Origin of the sequence: Bacillus sp. UNC438CL73TsuS30, assembly GCF_000482325.1 — a bacterium.
GTDB lineage: Bacteria > Bacillota > Bacilli > Bacillales > Cytobacillaceae > Neobacillus.
This window is the reverse complement of record NZ_AXVA01000019.1, coordinates 101662-119280: the sequence shown is the minus strand read 5'-3', so window position 1 is coordinate 119280 and position 17619 is coordinate 101662. Positions and strand designations below refer to the sequence as shown.

Below are 17619 nucleotides of genomic sequence, written 5' to 3'. Positions count from 1 at the left end.
TCACCTCTTTTTTTGGTAGCCGTTCGGGTGATGCTGATGCCAGTTCCACGCATCACGGATAATTTCACGGATGGATGTTCGAGATGGGTTCCAACCCAGCACTTGCTTTGCTTTTTCTGAGGAAGCGATAAGCGTGCTCGGATCCCCGGAACGTCGTTCGCCCATGACAACAGGAAGTTCGATGCCCGTTACCTGTTTTGCAGTCTCAATAATTTCTTTTACTGAAAATCCTTGGCTGCTGCCCAGATTGAACACGTTGCTCCCGCCGCCATTTTGCAAATACTTTAGGGCCAACAAGTGGGCTGCAATTAAGTCCTCGACGTGGATATAATCGCGGACACAGGTTCCATCTTCTGTGTCATAATCCTTACCAAATACGGTAACGGCAGGTCTTTTTCCGAGTGCCGCTTCCAAAACAACAGGGATTAGATGTGTTTCAGGGTTGTGGTCCTCACCAATTTGTCCGTCTCCTCTGGCTCCGGCTACATTAAAATAGCGAAGTGAAACATACTTGAGATCAAAGGCTTTTTCACACCAGGACATCATTTTTTCCATCGTCAGTTTGGTTTCGCCGTACGTATTGGTTGGATTCGTAGCCGCGGCTTCTGTAATCGGCATGACCATTTGTTCACCATATACCGCAGCTGTTGAAGAAAAGACGATGTTTTTTACTCCGAATTCCTTCATCATTTCTAGCACGATTTGTGTTCCGTACACATTGTTATCAAAGTATTTTAATGGCTCTGTCATTGATTCGCCGACAAGAGAGTTCGCAGCAAAATGAAGGATACCCTCAATGGTTTCTTTTTCAAAAACCGATCGCATAAACTTGCGGTCACGGATATCTCCTTCGTAAAAGTTTGCTTTTGGATGGATTGCCTCCCGATGTCCTGTTTGCAAATTATCGATGACAACGACTTGGAAATTTTGATCGATTAATTGATATACAGCGTGTGAACCAATATAGCCAGCCCCACCTAAAACGAGAATACTCATCTTACCGCCTCCATTTCTACTTCTTTTGCTCCATCACCAATACTTGCTACATAGAAATCGGCATCATAGCCAATTTTTTCGCGATAGGCTGCGCCGACGTTGGTTATAAAGCTCTCAACTTTTTTATTTTCGACAATTGCAATCGCACAGCCGCCAAATCCCGCTCCCGTCATCCGTGCCCCAAGAACTCCAGGCTGTTTCCAAGCCGCTTCTACTAAGCGATCAAGCTCGTTTCCGGTAACCTCGTAGTCATCCCGTAAGGATAGATGGGATTGATTCATTAATTGACCAAAGACCTCCAGGTTTCCAGCCTTTAATTCTTGCAGTGCCTTCAAAGTTCTCGCATTCTCATAGACAGCATGTTTCGCCCGTTTGCGAACGGTTTCGTTTGTGATGAGGGATTGATTGGCATCAAACTCTTCTTCTGAAAGCTGTCCAAGCGCTTCGATTGGCAGTTTTTGCTGAAGTTGCAAGAGGGCCTTTTCACATTCGTCTCTGCGCTCATTGTATTTCGAATCCGCTAGTTCACGGCGTTTGTTCGTGTTTATGATTAAGATTTTGTGGTTTTCAAGTTTGATTGGGGCATATTCATAGCTTAATGTCTGGCAATCTAGTAAGATTCCAGCATCTTTTTGGCCCATTCCGATTGCAAATTGGTCCATGATTCCGCTGTTAACGCCGATAAATTGATTTTCAACCTGTTTTCCTAATTTGATTAACTTAAGGCGTGGTATCTCTAGATCATATAGTCCATTCAAAAGGACGCCTGTTAACAATTCAATGGAAGCAGAGGAGGAAAGTCCGGCGCCATTTGGGATATTTCCTTGGATGACGCAATCGAGGCCAGTTGAAATTGGGTACCCCGCTTTGATGATATAGTGAATCATCCCTTTTGGGTAATTGGCCCAGTTATCTTCTTTTGCATACTCTAGATGATTTAAGTCAAATTCGATAATGCCTTTTTCAGGAAAGTTTGCTGAGTACAAGCGGACTAGCTGATCGTCCCGCTTTTTCGCAACCGCATAGGTTCCATAGGTAATGGCGCAGGGAAACACATGGCCGCCGTTATAATCGGTGTGCTCGCCGATTAAATTGATTCTGCCTGGTGCAAAGAATGCTTTTTCAGGCTCGCTTTGAAACAAATCTTGAAAGGTTGTTTTTAAGGTGGTGACGTTCATTTCAGTGTCCTCCGTTATCTAGGAATCTTTCTTTAATTTTATTTTACCGCCTTTAGTAAAATTAGCGCAATAATTTTACTAAAATTTTTACTAAAATTTATTAAAAAAGAACGGGGTTTAGTCCGTTCTTTTTAGGGGCTATAGTGTCTTGGTTTGTTGGCGACTATTTGGCTTAAATTGTCGCCTATCCTGGCTATTGGCGACATTTTTATTCTGGATCAACCCGGTTTTGTCGCCTATCGGCCCTATACGCGACACCTCTACTCTAGTTAAACCTGATTTTGACCCCTATCGAGCTTATACGCGACATTTTACCTCGCTACCATACCAAAATTGTCGCCAATCACTTACCTGATAAATAAAAAACCTGGGATTGATAGTCGCCGCCACGTTCTGCGGAATCCCTATTAACACCATTAAATTCCGTTGAAAGTTGAAGTCCCACCTGCATGAGCTCATCTCCATAAAAAATCTGATCCCGTCCAAATACACTATAGAATTTCGATGGGTCTAACCCCATTAGTTTTACTGTTTGCTGCTTCAAGGAGGTCGGTGTGGCTAACACCTTATACCAGCCAACTAACGCCTCCGATTTATCCGGGCTCACAATCATCCAAGCCGTTTCATTCCCTTCAAACGGACTTAACAGACGATAATAATGGCCGTCGCGTACCAACCTGCGATGCTGTTTATAAAAAACAACCTGCTCTTTAATTTCTTCCCGCTCTTGATCCGTTAATGACAATGGATTTAGTTCATACCCAAAAGTTCCAAAGTAGGCTGTGTTTGCCCTGGTAGATAAAGGGGTTAACCGTAACGTTTGGTGATTCGGGACAGCCGATACATGTGACCCCATACTATAAATTGGATAGGCGAACGATGTTCCGTATTGGATTTTCAGCCTTTCGACCGCATCCGTATCATCACTCGTCCAAGCTTGCGGCGCATAATACATCATCCCAGGATCAAATCGCCCTCCGCCTCCAGCACAGGATTCAAACAGTACCTCAGGAAATACAGCAGTCAACCGCTCGTATAATCGATAAACACCTAATATATAACGATGGAAAAATTCACCCTGCTGGTTTGCAGCAAGTCTTTGCGAAAACGCCTCCGTAATATTCCGATTCATATCCCACTTAATATAAGAAAGGTTTGTCCGCCTGATGATATTGGACATTTTTTCATAAAGATATTCAACAATTTCTGGCCTTGAAAAATCAAGTACAAGCTGGTTACGGCCAAGCGTTTGCGGTAAATGGGGCATCCCTACAGCCCAGTCAGGATGCTCCCGATATAAATCGCTGTCGGGACTAATCATTTCCGGTTCAAACCAAAGCCCAAATTTCATTCCCAGCCCATTAATTTTCTCCGCCAAGCTTTCTAGCCCATTCGGAAGCTTATTGAAATCTACATCCCAATCACCTAGCGAGGTCGTATCGTCATTTCTTTTTCCAAACCAGCCATCATCAAGGACAAACAATTCAATTCCTAATTCCTTCGCTGATTTTGCGATGTTTACGAGCCTTTCCTCATTAAAGTCAAAATAGGTGGCTTCCCAGTTATTTATCAAAATCGGGCGGTCTTGCTTCTTCCACTGAGCCCGAATCAGATGCTCCCTATAAAGCGAATGAAAAGCTTGACTCATCCCATTTAAACCTTGGGCAGAGTACACCATTACAACCTCCGGGGTTTGGAAAGAATCCTGCGGCATAAGCCCCCACTTAAAACCAAATGGATGAATCCCTGCCATCACCCGCGTCACATCATAATGGTCCACCTCTGCCTGCATGATAAAATTACTGCTGTAGACAAAATTAAAGCCATAAACTTCACCGGAATTCTCTGTTGTATGCGGCCTTTTTAAGGCTAAAAACGGATTATGGTGATGGGAACTGGCACCGCGCAGACTGGAAATGGACTGAATACCCGCTTCTAGCTTTCGTTCCTTAACATGACGTTCACGCGACCACGTCCCTGCTAAGTGGACAAATTTAAAATCTTTATCGGGTAGATCAATCGAGGCTCCCATCATCCGATCAATGACTAATTTCTGCGAGCCAACATTCACTACCTGAGCACTTCTCGCAATAACGGGAAGGCAGCGGAATATTGTATAATTTAACGTCAACTCCGCTTGAAGGTGGTCATCCTTTAAGAGGAGTTGAAGCGTACTGGCAACTTGCACGTCTTCAACATATGTTGCCGGCAGCCCCTCGAGTCTTGGTTTTCCGTCTAGTATTTTAAAAGTTTGATATTGAAAGTTTGGAATATGATGTTCGTCGTGTCTACTGATACTAATAGCAGGTTCACGAAAATCGGAATTACCGTAGGCCGGGTACTCCTGCCGTAATGTTTCCAAGCTAAAGGCAGGGTCATCCGCATATGGATGACAGCTTGCAGCAGTTGGAACATCATAGGTTTGCAAATGCGAAAAATCCGATCGATGCCTTAATCCCTTCCCATAATATAGGTGGCCAAGCTGGCCATTTTTCATCACATGAAAAATATAACTTACTTGGCCATTGGTTAAATGAAATTGCTTGGTTTCTTGATTTACATGGATTAACATATCTTTCACCTATCTCTTCTTTGGTTGATATACAAAATAAAGGGATTCTTATAGCAAAAACCCCCTTAAGATGTGATTCTTAAGGGTTTATTTGCGATTTTTTTAGTTTTATTTGCGAATTAACTTTTTTTATTTGCGAATGTATTACCTTTATTTGCGAATGAACCATATTTATTTGCGTATCAACTTTTTCTAGATTCTCTGAATCATAAACTCAAATTCCATATCCTGGTCCGGACGGATTAAATACTCATCGTGCACTGGCGCCCCCCAGCTGTCATCCCCGCCGACACCCATCTGCTTACCCGCAATCGTTACGACGGTGTAATGTATATTTGGCAGTTCATAATGATGCTTCGCATTTTCGAGCTCGAACGCTGTATATGGTGAAAAATTGCACTCTAGCGGTTCGCTGACAGAGGAAATCCGAATTCCCTGCCCATCCTGATTTGTGAGATTTACCCGTCGGACTCCGGTCCGATTCCCCGATTCTTGCGGCATTACATAACCAGAAAGATTATCGGCAACCGTGTTCTTAAAAAGGCCGAGCCTTGCCCCATTATTACGGTCAGCGTAATTTTCCTCAGGCCCCATCGCATACCATTCTAATTGGTCATAATCCGCCGGTACTTTAAAAGCAAAGGCGAAAGTCGGCATTTCCGGGAGATTTTCTACTCCGTGATAACTTGATTTCACGCGAATGCTGCCATCTGGATACACCCTGTAGGCTACCTTTACTTCTGCCGCATCGCTAATCGAAAATTTATAAGTAAAGGAAATCGTAACAAAGCCTTCCATCTCCTCCACTTCAAAACCAACGCATTTTCGGGCCAAGCTTGCCATATACCAAACCCCAGAATGGTAATCCTGTGAAAAACCTCTATCGTTATCCGTAGTCGCCCTCCAGAATAATGGCGCAGGAGGATAAGCAATCATTTCTTTTCCGGCATAATTTAATGAGATCAGACTGCCAGCCTGTTTCGAGAAAATCGCCGAGAACCCCCTGCCATGCACACCAATATTCACATCGCCATGGACAACCCTGATTTCCCCTTCAGGCTGAGGAGTCTCAATTAAACTTTCCCCGTTAAACACATATTGTCCGAAGGCAATCTCATAACCAGCATCTGCCCAAAGCTGCTTTTCCTTCAACCTGCAGAAGACATGGACACAATACTCACCAGCTGCACTTGCGATATCCTTTGGCCAGTCAAATTCCACCCGTCCATCACTCAAAGGAGCAACAACAAAATCAAGCTTTTTGCGGTAGAGTTCCTTCCCTTCAAGATGAAGGACATATTCTAAATCATAATCTGATGTATCAATGAAAAGATTTTCATTCGTAATCGTCACGCCATTGCGACCAGGAGTAAGCTTCAAATTTTGATATAAAAATTTCACTTCCTGCATCTTTGGAGAAAGCTCCCGATTTGCATAGACGATTCCGTTCGTACAGAACCCGTAGTCTGTTGGACGATCATCAAAATCACCGCCGTAAGCTAAAAACTCCTGACCATATCGGTCTTTTTTCATAATTGATTGGTCAATATAATCCCAGATAAAACCGCCTTGATACATCGGGTATTTCCGTTCCAACTCCGTGTATTTATGCATTCCGCCAAGCGAATTTCCCATCGCATGCATATATTCGCAGCTAATATAAGGCTTCTCTGGATTTTCCGATAGATATTTTTCAATATCCGCAGGCTTCGCATACATCCTGCTTTCCATATCACTTGTCTCATTATAATCGCGATTATGAAATACTCCCTCATAATGGACCAACCGGCTTGGGTCAACAGATTTAAAATAGCGGGAGACATTGAGAATCACCTCACCTGCGTATGATTCATTTCCACAAGACCAAATCAATATGGAAGGATGATTTTTATCTCGTTCTACCATCGATATCGCCCGGTCCATGACAATTTCCTGCCACTCATGTCTATTACCCGGAATATTCCAAGATGGCTCAACGGCCCCCATCTTTTGCCACGATCCATGCGTTTCTAAATTCATTTCATCGATCACATAAATCCCGTATTCGTCACAAAGCTCATACCAATCGCTTTGGTTTGGATAATGGGAGGTCCGAACCGCATTAATGTTGTTCTGCTTCAACGTTTTAATATCCCAGAGCATATCTTCTTTTGTTACTGCCCGTCCGCGGCGGCAATTGAATTCATGGCGATTCACACCCTTAAATACAATCCGCTCACCATTAAGGTGCATAATTTTATTCACAAGCTCAAATCGTCGGAAACCCACTATTTGTGGAACTACCTCTACCAATTGGTCCTCCTCGTTAAAAACTTGAACATATAGTTTGTATAAATAAGGATCCTCCGCACTCCACAGCTTCGGTGCATCGACAGAAAGCGAAATGGATCCTTTATCTCCCGCAAGAGAACCATTCACTGAGACTACTAATCTATCCATTGCATCATACAACTCAGCTACAATTTTCGCAGGAGGTCCCGATAAAAATTTCAGATCCGCGGTAAGATCTCCTTTTAAAAAAGATTTGTCCAGCTCTGTACGGACAAAAAGATCCTGAACGTGAATCTCCGGCACCGTGTAAAGATAGACATCCCTGAAGATTCCTGAAAACCGCCAGAAATCCTGATCCTCGAGCCAGCTTCCTGTACTGCGCTGATACACCTCAACTGCCAGCTTATTCTCTCCTTCTATTAAAAAAGGAGTAAGTTCAAATTCCGCTGGAGTAAAAGAGTCTTCACTGTAGCCGACAAACTCACCGTTCAACCACACATAAAAGGCAGATTCCACTCCTTGGAAGCTAATAAATACAGGTTTATTTTTCATTTTGTCCGGCAGATGAAACATCTTCACATAGCTGCCGACCGGATTATGGTCCATCGGTATTTCGGGCGGCCGGATCTCATTATGCCCATCCCAAGGATACATGGTATTAACATACTGAGGTTTCCCATAGCCCTGAAGCTGGATATGTCCTGGGACCGTAATATTCCCCCAGCCTGAACAATCAAAGTCTTTTTTGAAAAAAGACTCCGGTCTCGACGCTGGATTTACTGCATAATTAAATTTCCAATCTCCGTTCAAAACATGTCGCATCGCCATCGGCACAGTACTTTTTGCCTCTTCCACCGTCTCATAATACTTGTGGTCAGAGTGTGCAGGAAGACGATTAACTGCAAACACATTTACGTCCGTAAGCCAATTAATTGTTGGAATTGTGGTCATTGTGATTTTCCTTCCTATCTCGATCATTTATTTGACTGAACCCATCATCCCTGCAACAAAATGCCTTTGCATGAGGAAGAAAATAAGCGCTGCCGGCAAGGTTGCAATGACAATCGCTGTCATAATAATTCCATAATCGGGTGCGTAACTAGACCCAAGATTGGAGATCAGTAATGGAATTGTCTGATTTTCGGGTGATTGTAAAATAACGAGCGGCCATAAGTAACTATTCCAGCTCGCCATAAAGGTAATGATGGCTGCCGCGGAATAAGAGGTCTTCATCGTTGGAATATAAATTCTAAAGAATAACCCCAGTTCCGTTAAACCATCAATCCGGCCTGCTTCCAAAATTTCTTTTGGAAACATCTTTGTGCTTTGTCTAAAAAAGAAAATAAGAAAGGCTGTTGTGACAGTCGGCAATACGACAGCTGTAAGAGTATCGATTCCAAGTACCGGGACTGTTTGTGAAATCGTTCCGAACATTCGGAATAACGGTACCATTAAAGCCGCAAACGGAATCATCATGGAAAGCAATAAGATATTAAACACGACATCCTTTGCTTTGCTTTTATAAATTTCAAAACCATAGCCGGCCAAGGAGGCGATGAGCATCGCTAATACGGTCGTAGTAATGGAAATCTTCGCTGAATTCATTAACGCTGTGCCAAGGTCTGCTGTATCCAACAAATTGTGAAGATTTTGCATAAAATGACTGCCAGGCAGCAATCTGCCCTTTGTAACATCCACAGACTTATTCGTTGAGCTGACAATCATCCACAAAAATGGAAAAATAGAAATAATCGAAGCAATGATAAGGACTGCATAGGTGCAGACACGTTTAAGATTAGTCATTTTTATCACCTGCTACTTTGAACTGAATAATAGAGAAAAAGATAATTAGAATCACAATGGCATAAGAGACTGTCGCTGCATAGCCAAAATCAGGTGTATATTTGAATGAGACATTATAGATGTACTCGGAAATTGTCATCGTTGCATTTCCTGGTCCGCCTTTGGTAATATTCATAACTTCGTCAAACAATTGCAGTGTACCAATTGTTGATGTGATGGTTGTGAATAAGATAATTGGCTTCATCACGGGAATCGTTATTTTGAAAAATTGCTGAATGGACGAGGCCCCATCAATTTTGGCCGCTTCATATATGGATTCATCAATGTTCTGCAAACCGGATAAAAAGAAAATCATGTTATATCCCGTCCAGCGCCAAGTAATCGCAATGATAATTGTAATTTTGGCCCAAAAAGGGTCTGTCAGCCATTGGATGGGTTCTGAAATAAGCGCAATCTTCATGAGCATGAAGTTAATGATGCCATCTTGACCAAATAAATATTTAAAAATAACAGAATAGGCAACAAGGGAAGTTACACACGGTAAAAAGATTGCGGTCCGAAAGAAACCCTTTAGCTTAAGTTTTTTATTATTCAGTAAAACCGATAGAAATAAAGCGAGAATAATCATAATCGGTACTTGAATGATCAGGTAGATCACGGTATTTTTTACAGTGGTGAGGAACACTGGGTCCTTGAATAAACGAACGTAATTTTCAAAACCAACAAACTTCAAACTGACTCCAGTACCTGACTTAAAGGACAGGATGAGGGATTGAATCATCGGGTAGAAATAAAATAAGCCTATCATTACGGTTGCAATAGCAATAAAGGACCAGCCAATCAAGGTATTTTTCACCCGAAGGTTTCGGTTCGATTTTACTACAGGAAGGCTTTTCTCGGCTTTTGCGGGTATCACGCTCAATCAACTCCTTTACCTTTAAAGAAAAAGCCCCGGAAATCCCGCCTGCCCATCAGTTTGCTCCATTAAACCGAGTAGGAGAAGCTAGCGAATTCCTGAGGCTATTTTTCTCATAAAGTTTTGTGTTTTATTTAATTTGCTCTTCCGCTTGCTTTTGAGCATCTGCGAGCACTTTATCAAGGTCTTTACCTTTTAAATAATCCTGCATGGCAACAGCAAGAATGTCCTCAATAGCGTAAGTGTGTAAGCCGTAGTTTACTTGAGGAATTTGAGTAGTCCAATTTGCAAAATCAGTAATAACTTTTTGACCTCCGAAGAATTCATCACTTGCTTTATAAGCCTCACCCTCAGCAGCCGGCTTGTAAGTTCCAATTGCCCCAATTTCTTTAACTAATGTTTGATAAAAATCAACATTAGAACCAAAGGTTTTTGCTAAGAATTCTGCTGCCTTTTCTTTTCCTGGCACATTTAGAACGTACCATGAGCTGCCGCCTAGGTTAGAGGCATTAACAGAAGTTTCTACACCAGGAAGCTTTGGAAGCGGAGCAACTGCCCACTTGCCAGATTGTGACGCCTCAGCTTTGATGGATGCGTTAATCCAGTTACCAGTTGGAACAGTAGCAACTGCCCCGCTGTTAAAACCGGCAACAAATTGGCTCCAGTCAGAAACCGGTTTTACAAGACCAGCATCTAAAATTGCTTTATAAGTTTTAAAAGCATCTTTCAATGCAGCGTTGTTTGCTAGGTCAGGTGTTGTCCCATCATTTTTTAAATACCATGAACCGGCAGACTGGATCATCATACGGATAAGTCCAAGGTCTTTTGGATCCTGCGTTAACATTTCTTTACCAGTTGCAGCTTTTACTTTTTTACCAATTTCAATATATTTGTTCCAATCGATACCTTTTAGATCATCGATTGTGTAGCCTGCTTTTTTCAAATAATCTGTTCTTACATATAATCCTGTAACACCCGTATCAAATGGAAGTCCGTAGTGCTTACCGTTCAAGCTAGTTGTAGCAAGTTTGTATTGGGCAAAGTCATCGGCATTAAATGTTTTGCTTAAATCATAGAATGCGTCTGGATATGCTTTAAGGAAACTTTGCGCACGATAATCTTCAATTAATACAATGTTTGGCAGCCCTTTTGTTGTTCCAGAGCTTAATGAAGTGTTGAGTTTTTGAACAATATCCGCCTGTGCGTTTTCAACGATTTTAATATTAAGCTTTGAATCAACGGATTTGTAAGCCTCTTTTGCTAGATTCATTGCTTTGATATTAAAATTAGGATCCCAAGCCAATACGGTTATTTCTTTGGTGTCTTTCGCGCTGCTGGAAGCTTTCTCTTTTGTTCCAGAAGAGCAGGCAGACAATAACAGTATGCTTACTAATAACAGTGCCAGTACTTTCTTCATCGATCTTTCCCCCATTTTAAAAAAGTATGTAAGCGTTATCCTTACATACTTAATGTTAGCATCTGCCTAAGAGCAATCGTTAGGACGATATTTTTCTAATCTGGTAATATTTTTGTAAAATGAATACGGTTACATTCTCTGAATTTGTACTTTTTTTAGATAGTAAGACTTTTTTTAGATTGAATGAATAGGCAAGAGGATCCGGACCTTAGTTCCGTTTCCCGGTTCACTAGAAATTGTTACTCCATATTCTTCCCCATAAATCAGCTGAATCCGCTCATGGACATTCCGTACGCCAATTCCGGAGAAAAGCTGTTGTTTGCGCTTTGTTTTCGGAATCGTATTATCGACCCCAACTTCCATACCATCCCCATTATCAACCACTTCACAAATCAAGTTTTCACTATCTCTCCATACCAATACATTAATGTAACCTCCCGCTTTGCGGTTAAACCCATGGAAAAATGAATTTTCCATGAACGGCTGTAAAATCAGTTTCGGAATTTGAAAGTCCATACAATCCGGCGCTAGAAAATAGTTGACCTTGACCCGGTCACCATAGCGTTTTTGATTAATGAGAACGTAATTTTTTAGGTTCTCGATCTCTTGTTTGACCGAGATGGTTTCACTCACATTACCGATTGTATTTTGGAGCAAGGATATCAAGGCATGAATGGTCGCTTCTGTCTCTTGCTTCTCCCCCTGATTTACCATAAATTTAATGGAAGTCAGTGTATTGTATAAAAAATGAGGGTTAATTTGCTGCTGCAGGGCCGCCAGTTCCGCATTTCGTTTTTCCTTTTGCGACAAGATCAATTGCTCGACATACTCATGCAATTCATCAAGCATAGAATTAAACGCATTGCCAATTTGTCTTGTTTCATACGTACCTGATACAGAAACATACTGATCGAAGTCATGTTTTGGGGCACTTCCAATTTGCTTGACTAGGCTTGTTAACGAGTTCGTTAATCTTCTTGAGGCAAGGAAAACAATCATGAGCGCCAACAAGACTATCGCCATTGCAACTAGTGCAATCGCCTTTTTGTCAATTAAATCGCCGAAGGCAGTTTGCTTGTCGATAATATTAAACAGATACATATCAAATTGGGGGAGATAGTCCATTAAAATGATTTGATTTTTCCCCATAAATTTGCCGACGATATATTGGTGTGATTGGTTTTTTAACTTATCCGCATAACCTAAAAGCTCTTTTGATTTTTCTCCGATCAGCTTCGTTCTATCACTTGAGACAATACCGCCTAACTTGTCCACTAGAAACACATGATTACCGGGGCTTGTATAGTTGCTATAGAATTGACGGAATTCATTTTCTCGAATGGCAAAATACATTGAACCATAGACAGTTCCGGAAATCCGATCCATTAAGGACTTGGAAGCAACGATAAACTGCTGATCTCCTGTTTCTGAAGCTGTATAGGGACGCTGGTCGTATTGGTACATCAGTTTTTTCGGCTGTCCAAGAGTATTCTTGACAAGAGTACTGTCTTTCAATTCTTGATCCGAAATCGTCCAAACATTCCGATCTGTTCGGAAGCTTACTCCATTCCTACCTAAAAGGATTATTTCTATTTCATATGGGTCCAAATTGGATTGGATGTGTTTTAACTGCTGCCCTACCGTATAAAAAGAGGTCATTTGTTGGACAGTAGTTTGTTTTTCGGTTAGTACGGAGCGGATTGTACCACTCTCAAGAATATTGTTTGCGGATGTAACGATCGAGTAATTAAATGTTTCAAAGCGCTCTTTTACCTGGTTCATTACTTTAGCATTCATGATACTAAATCTTTGAAAAAAGAATTGCTCGGCCATTCGAATAGTTGTCCACGCTATGGTGGTGGAAACAATGATGATAATGACCATTGTGATTAGGAACATATTAATAAATAAACCATTATGTTTAAGACGTTCAGGAACAAGTCTCATCGCTACCATCTCTTATCTGAAGTTTTGTTTTCTCTTAAATTGGCTGGGAGACAATCCCTTTATTTTTTTGAATACTTTACAAAAATAACTATGATCGGAATAGCCGACCATCGCACTAATCTCGGAAATGTTTGCTTCACCCTTTATCAGCAGCTTTGCAGCTTCCTCAATCCGAATTCTATTCAAATATTCAATGAATCCTTCATTATTATGTGCAGAAAAATAACTTGATAGATAAGAAGGATTAAAATGAAAATGCTTCGCTACTTCCTTTAAGGTAATCGCTTCAGCATAATGCTCTCTCATGTATTCCATTAGCTTTTTCATACTAAGATTTTCGGGCTGATTTTGGGAAGAATTGATACATTTCTTGACTTCCTCAATAAAACGATCCAGCAATTGAACGGTTTCACCGGCCGTTTGAGCTTCATCAATTGCCCGAAAATACGAATATCTTGCGTTCTCTAATTCCTTTACATCGTATTCCATATTGTTAAGGAGGACAGTGATGTTAAAAATGATGTTTCCAAAGAAAGCTTTATATTCAAAGACATCCATCGTATAGCAGCTAGATACTGAATGAACATGATCGACTAAATAACTTAATGCTGAATCAAACTGCCTGCGCTTAAACTCATTTGTAAACCAATCCAGATTAAAATTGTCACTTTTAGGAGGTAGTTCTGGTAGACTTTTCTCCATTAAAAGAGGAACATCCGGCAAATAGAATCGATAATTTAATAGCTTTATTAGACCCTCTTTATATTGTGTACCAAGTTGAGAAAAATGGTCGAATGCATCTGTTAAGGCGTAACCAATGTTAGAATCGGACATTGCTAGCTGTTTAGCGAGTTCTATGACCTTGTCCACTCCTTCAGAAATAAAATTAATGAGAAATACCTGAATTGCCTGGTCAAAGGGATAGAAGTGGCATGCTGCCTCTTTTAAGTTTGTTTTGAGAGCATTTTCGACATTCTCTTTAATTCGTTCCGTAAATTCAACCGTTCCTTTTGATGGATGATTCTTAATGTCAGCACCTAATAAACAGAAGTGACGATATGGAAAAGCTTTGGAGATGGTCACCGAATCAAAATCGACCTCGTATCCTGAAATCAATTTTTGTATGATTTGGCCGATAGAAAGATTGGCTTCTACCTGATTCCCCACATCTTGAAGCGAGGGAATTCTTTCCCGGGCCGTATTTAATGCCTGTAACAGGCTGTTCGCATCAAGTTTCGGTTTTAATATATAATCCACGACTCCGCTTTGGAAGGTAGACCTTACATAATCAAACTCGCCAAAACTACTAAGAATAATGATTTCAATATTGGGGTATTTATCCTTTACCAGTCTCGTTAATTCTTCCCCGTCCATGATCGGCATTACAATATCCGTGATGATAATATGCGGGTTCGCTGCCTCAATTAATTCAAATGCTTCCTGACCATTGGCGGCTTCGCCAACAATTACAAAACCTTCCTTTTCCCAATCGATATAATGTTTTATCCCTTGTCTGATCAATAGTTCATCATCAACTATAAGTGTTCTGCAAAGTTCTGGAGATGTCATATTAATTCCCCCTTCCTTAAAAGGTATACAAATATTCTGTAATTTCCGAGTAGTGCTTTTACCTCATTTTAGCACAAAAAAATGCAGGCATAATTTTTGCCTGCATTTCCCTTATTTCTTATTTCGATAATAGTGCGAGCGTCGTATCTAATAGGACGTTTACACCTTTTTCGCATTCTTCCCATGTGGTCAGTTCTTCCTCGCAATGGCTTTTTCCATTTTTGCTTGGAACGAACAGCATGGCTGTAGGAACAAGGCTTGCAATGAATTGAGCATCATGTCCGGCGCCGCTGACCATGCGCTTATTGGAATATCCCAGTGACTGGGCAGATTGCTCTAAGTGATTGACTACTTCATCATTAAACCAAACCGTGTCACGCTCCCACAGCTTAGTCACTTTAATCTCACAACCTTCATCTAAACCGAGATGTGGCAGGCTTTGGACAAAGTCCTTAAAGGTACTGACAATTTCCGTATCCTTGTGACGAGCTTCCAATGAAAAGACGACCTTATTTGGAATAACGGTATGGATACTTGGAAATACATTTACCCGCCCGATTGTAAATACTAAGTCTTCATCAAGTGAGCCTAAACGGCTGCGGATTTCATTGATTAGATTATTTGTCGCAAATAAGGCATCTTTTCTCATACTCATTGGGGTGGTTCCGGCATGGTCGGATTCACCAGTTACTTCAATTTCGAAGCAGGCCATTCCGACAACGCATTCGACAACGCCAATGGCGAGTGCTTCTTTTTCAAGGATTGGTCCTTGCTCGATATGCAATTCTAAAAGAGCAGTTGCTTCTTTCAAGCGGTTTGCCTCTTCGCCAACGTACCCGATTGCCTTTAATGCATCCCCAAATGTAGTGCCGTCTGCGTCTTTCTTTTGCAACATGGTGGCTTTGTCAAATTTGCCGGCAATAACACCGGAAGCCATCATTGAAGGCTCAAATCTTGCTCCCTCTTCATTTGTCCAGTTCACAATCGTAATCGGAATTTTCGGCTTTACTCCATTTTCCACGAGTGTTCGGACTACTTCTAATCCGGCTACAACCCCCAGTACTCCGTCAAAGCGGCCGCCCTTTTTTACCGTATCCAGATGTGAGCCGATGACAATTGGAGGTTTTTCTTCCGTCCCTGCAAGGGTGGCGTACATACAACCCATATCATCGATCTTTACGGTTAAGCCGAGTTCTTCACAGGTGGACTTGAAATAGTTTCTTACTAGACGGTCCTGCTCCGAGAGAGCGAGTCGGGTGACCCCATTGTTTTCTGTTCGGCCAAAATCCGCGAACCGTTCTAACTCCTGGTGAAGTCTTTCTCCATTAACCAATAACTTTTGACGTTGCATGATTAACCACTCCTTTTTACTGATAGTTTTGCAGACCAGTTTCATAACACTTGGTAATCCGAGAAATCAATTGTAAGCGTATGCAGTTTTTAAAAGTGTTGGTAATCCTTGTTTCAAACAGCTATAGTTATACCCGTATGTAAATATTCAGACTTGTATATAAAATTATATACTATTCTAGCTCGTTGTCATTAGACAAAACATAAAATCTTTTCCATAAATTGTTTTATAGTTTGTAAAGTTCTACCCAACAAAAAAAGTGGGAGGCAGCTGCCCCTCCACTTCTTTCTTCATTATTAAGGATTAATTTTTGTATTGAAGACTTGTTTACCATCTTTATATTCTAGGATTGTTGCTGATTTAATTGGGTTATGATTTTTATCAATAGATACAATTCCGGTTACAAGTGATAGATCTTTCGTTTTTGCCAATTCGTCTTTGATTTTGGTTGAGTCCGTGCTGCCGGCACGCTTGATTGCATCGGCTAACATATAAACGGTATCATAGCCAAGTGCGTTGAAGGCATTTGGTGATTCGCCCTTGTTCTTATCTTTAAAGAGTGTAACAAAGTCTTGGATCTTTTTGTCTGGATCTTCAGATGAATAATGGTTTGTAATATACGTGTTATTCAATGCATCTTTTCCTGCGATTTCAATTAACTTTGGAGAATCCCAGCCGTCAGCACCCATAAACGGTACAGTGATTCCTAATTCACGAGCCTGCTTAATGATTAAACCTACTTCTTCATAGTATCCAGGGATAAAGATGAATTCAGGCTTTTTCGCCTTAATACGAGTTAATTGAGAGCGGAAATCAGTATCTTTAGCAACATAAGCATCTTCAGCTATAACCTTGCCCCCATCTGCTTCAAAAGTCTTTTTGAAGGATGCAGAAAGACCTTTAGCGTAATCACTAGAGCTGTCTGCGAAAATAGCTGCGTTTTTAACCTTTAATTTTTGCGCTGCAAAGTTTGCTGCAACTGTTCCTTGGAATGGATCGATAAATGATGTACGGAAAACAAATTCATTCAACTTTCCTTTGTCATCAACTGTTACGTTCGGGGCTGTACCCGATGGTGTTAATAAAACCGTTTTCGTATCATTTGCGATTTGCGCCTGTGCAAGGGTGTCACCGCTGGTTGCTGCTCCAATAATAGCTGTTACATGGTCTTGGCTTGATAACTTAACCGCACCGTTGGTTGCTTCGGCTGCATCTGATTTATTATCGACTTTTACCATCTCAATCTTTTTGCCGTCAACTCCACCTTTTTTATTGATTTCATCGACTGCAATATTAATCCCGTCAAGCAGCGATTCACCGTAAGATGCAACCCCGCCAGAGAGCTCCAAGTTTACCCCAACTTTAATAGATTTGCTATTGTCGGAGCCTGAACCTGAACTGCTATTTGCTCCTGAGCATCCAGCTAGAATTCCAGCCACTAGGCTCGATGCCATAAAAAGTTTTGCCATTTTCTTTTTCATACTAGTAATCTCCCTTTTCTGATTTTATCTCTCTGATGTAATTTTTAATGTTTTCAGAATATAACTTATGGACAGCCCTGTCAATGTTTTTTCAGAATAATTTTTAAAATTAAATTTT

The 17619-nt window shown here is 41.1% G+C and carries 11 protein-coding genes; all 11 read right to left on the bottom strand.

What is annotated here, in order from left to right; all coding sequences use genetic code 11:
* Positions 1 to 996, bottom strand: coding sequence for a UDP-glucose 4-epimerase GalE (gene galE, locus M028_RS0108990; RefSeq protein ID WP_026573628.1), 996 nt, complete (start codon positions 994 to 996; stop codon positions 1 to 3).
* The gene (locus tag M028_RS0108985) at positions 993 to 2174 is read right to left on the bottom strand and encodes a galactokinase (RefSeq protein ID WP_026573627.1); all 1182 of its coding nucleotides are present in this window, start codon (positions 2172 to 2174) and stop codon (positions 993 to 995) included. The genes galE and M028_RS0108985 overlap by 4 nt, the downstream gene beginning before the upstream one ends.
* Positions 2175 to 2517: 343 nt before the next feature.
* Positions 2518 to 4746: an alpha-galactosidase gene (locus M028_RS0108980; protein WP_026573626.1), complete on the bottom strand. Its 2229-nt coding sequence runs from the start codon at positions 4744 to 4746 to the stop codon at positions 2518 to 2520.
* Between the two features lie 192 nt (positions 4747 to 4938).
* On the bottom strand, positions 4939 to 7968 hold the full coding sequence (locus M028_RS0108975; RefSeq protein WP_026573625.1) for a glycoside hydrolase family 2 TIM barrel-domain containing protein: 3030 nt from the start codon (positions 7966 to 7968) through the stop codon (positions 4939 to 4941).
* Positions 7969 to 7995: 27 nt separating this feature from the next.
* A complete protein-coding gene (locus M028_RS0108970) occupies positions 7996 to 8820 on the bottom strand; it encodes a carbohydrate ABC transporter permease (RefSeq protein WP_026573624.1) in 825 nt (274 codons plus the stop codon).
* Complete coding sequence (locus tag M028_RS0108965; protein WP_442852778.1) at positions 8813 to 9733, bottom strand: carbohydrate ABC transporter permease; 921 nt, start codon at positions 9731 to 9733, stop codon at positions 8813 to 8815. Before M028_RS0108965 ends, M028_RS0108970 begins: the two co-directional genes overlap by 8 nt.
* Positions 9734 to 9866: 133 nt before the next feature.
* Entirely contained in the window at positions 9867 to 11153 is a 1287-nt protein-coding gene (locus M028_RS0108960) for an ABC transporter substrate-binding protein (RefSeq protein WP_026573622.1), read from the bottom strand.
* Between the two features lie 174 nt (positions 11154 to 11327).
* On the bottom strand, positions 11328 to 13100 hold the full coding sequence (locus M028_RS0108955; protein WP_026573621.1) for a cache domain-containing sensor histidine kinase: 1773 nt from the start codon (positions 13098 to 13100) through the stop codon (positions 11328 to 11330).
* 12 nt (positions 13101 to 13112) lie between these two features.
* Positions 13113 to 14669: a response regulator transcription factor gene (locus M028_RS0108950; RefSeq protein ID WP_026573620.1), complete on the bottom strand. Its 1557-nt coding sequence runs from the start codon at positions 14667 to 14669 to the stop codon at positions 13113 to 13115.
* 118 nt (positions 14670 to 14787) lie between these two features.
* Positions 14788 to 16020 carry a Zn-dependent hydrolase gene (locus M028_RS0108945; RefSeq protein WP_026573619.1) on the bottom strand — a complete coding sequence of 411 codons (1233 nt, stop codon included), beginning with the start codon at positions 16018 to 16020 and terminating at the stop codon, positions 14788 to 14790.
* Between the two features lie 296 nt (positions 16021 to 16316).
* A complete protein-coding gene (locus M028_RS0108940) occupies positions 16317 to 17501 on the bottom strand; it encodes an ABC transporter substrate-binding protein (RefSeq protein ID WP_026573618.1) in 1185 nt (394 codons plus the stop codon).
* Positions 17502 to 17619: the final 118 nt, after the last annotated feature.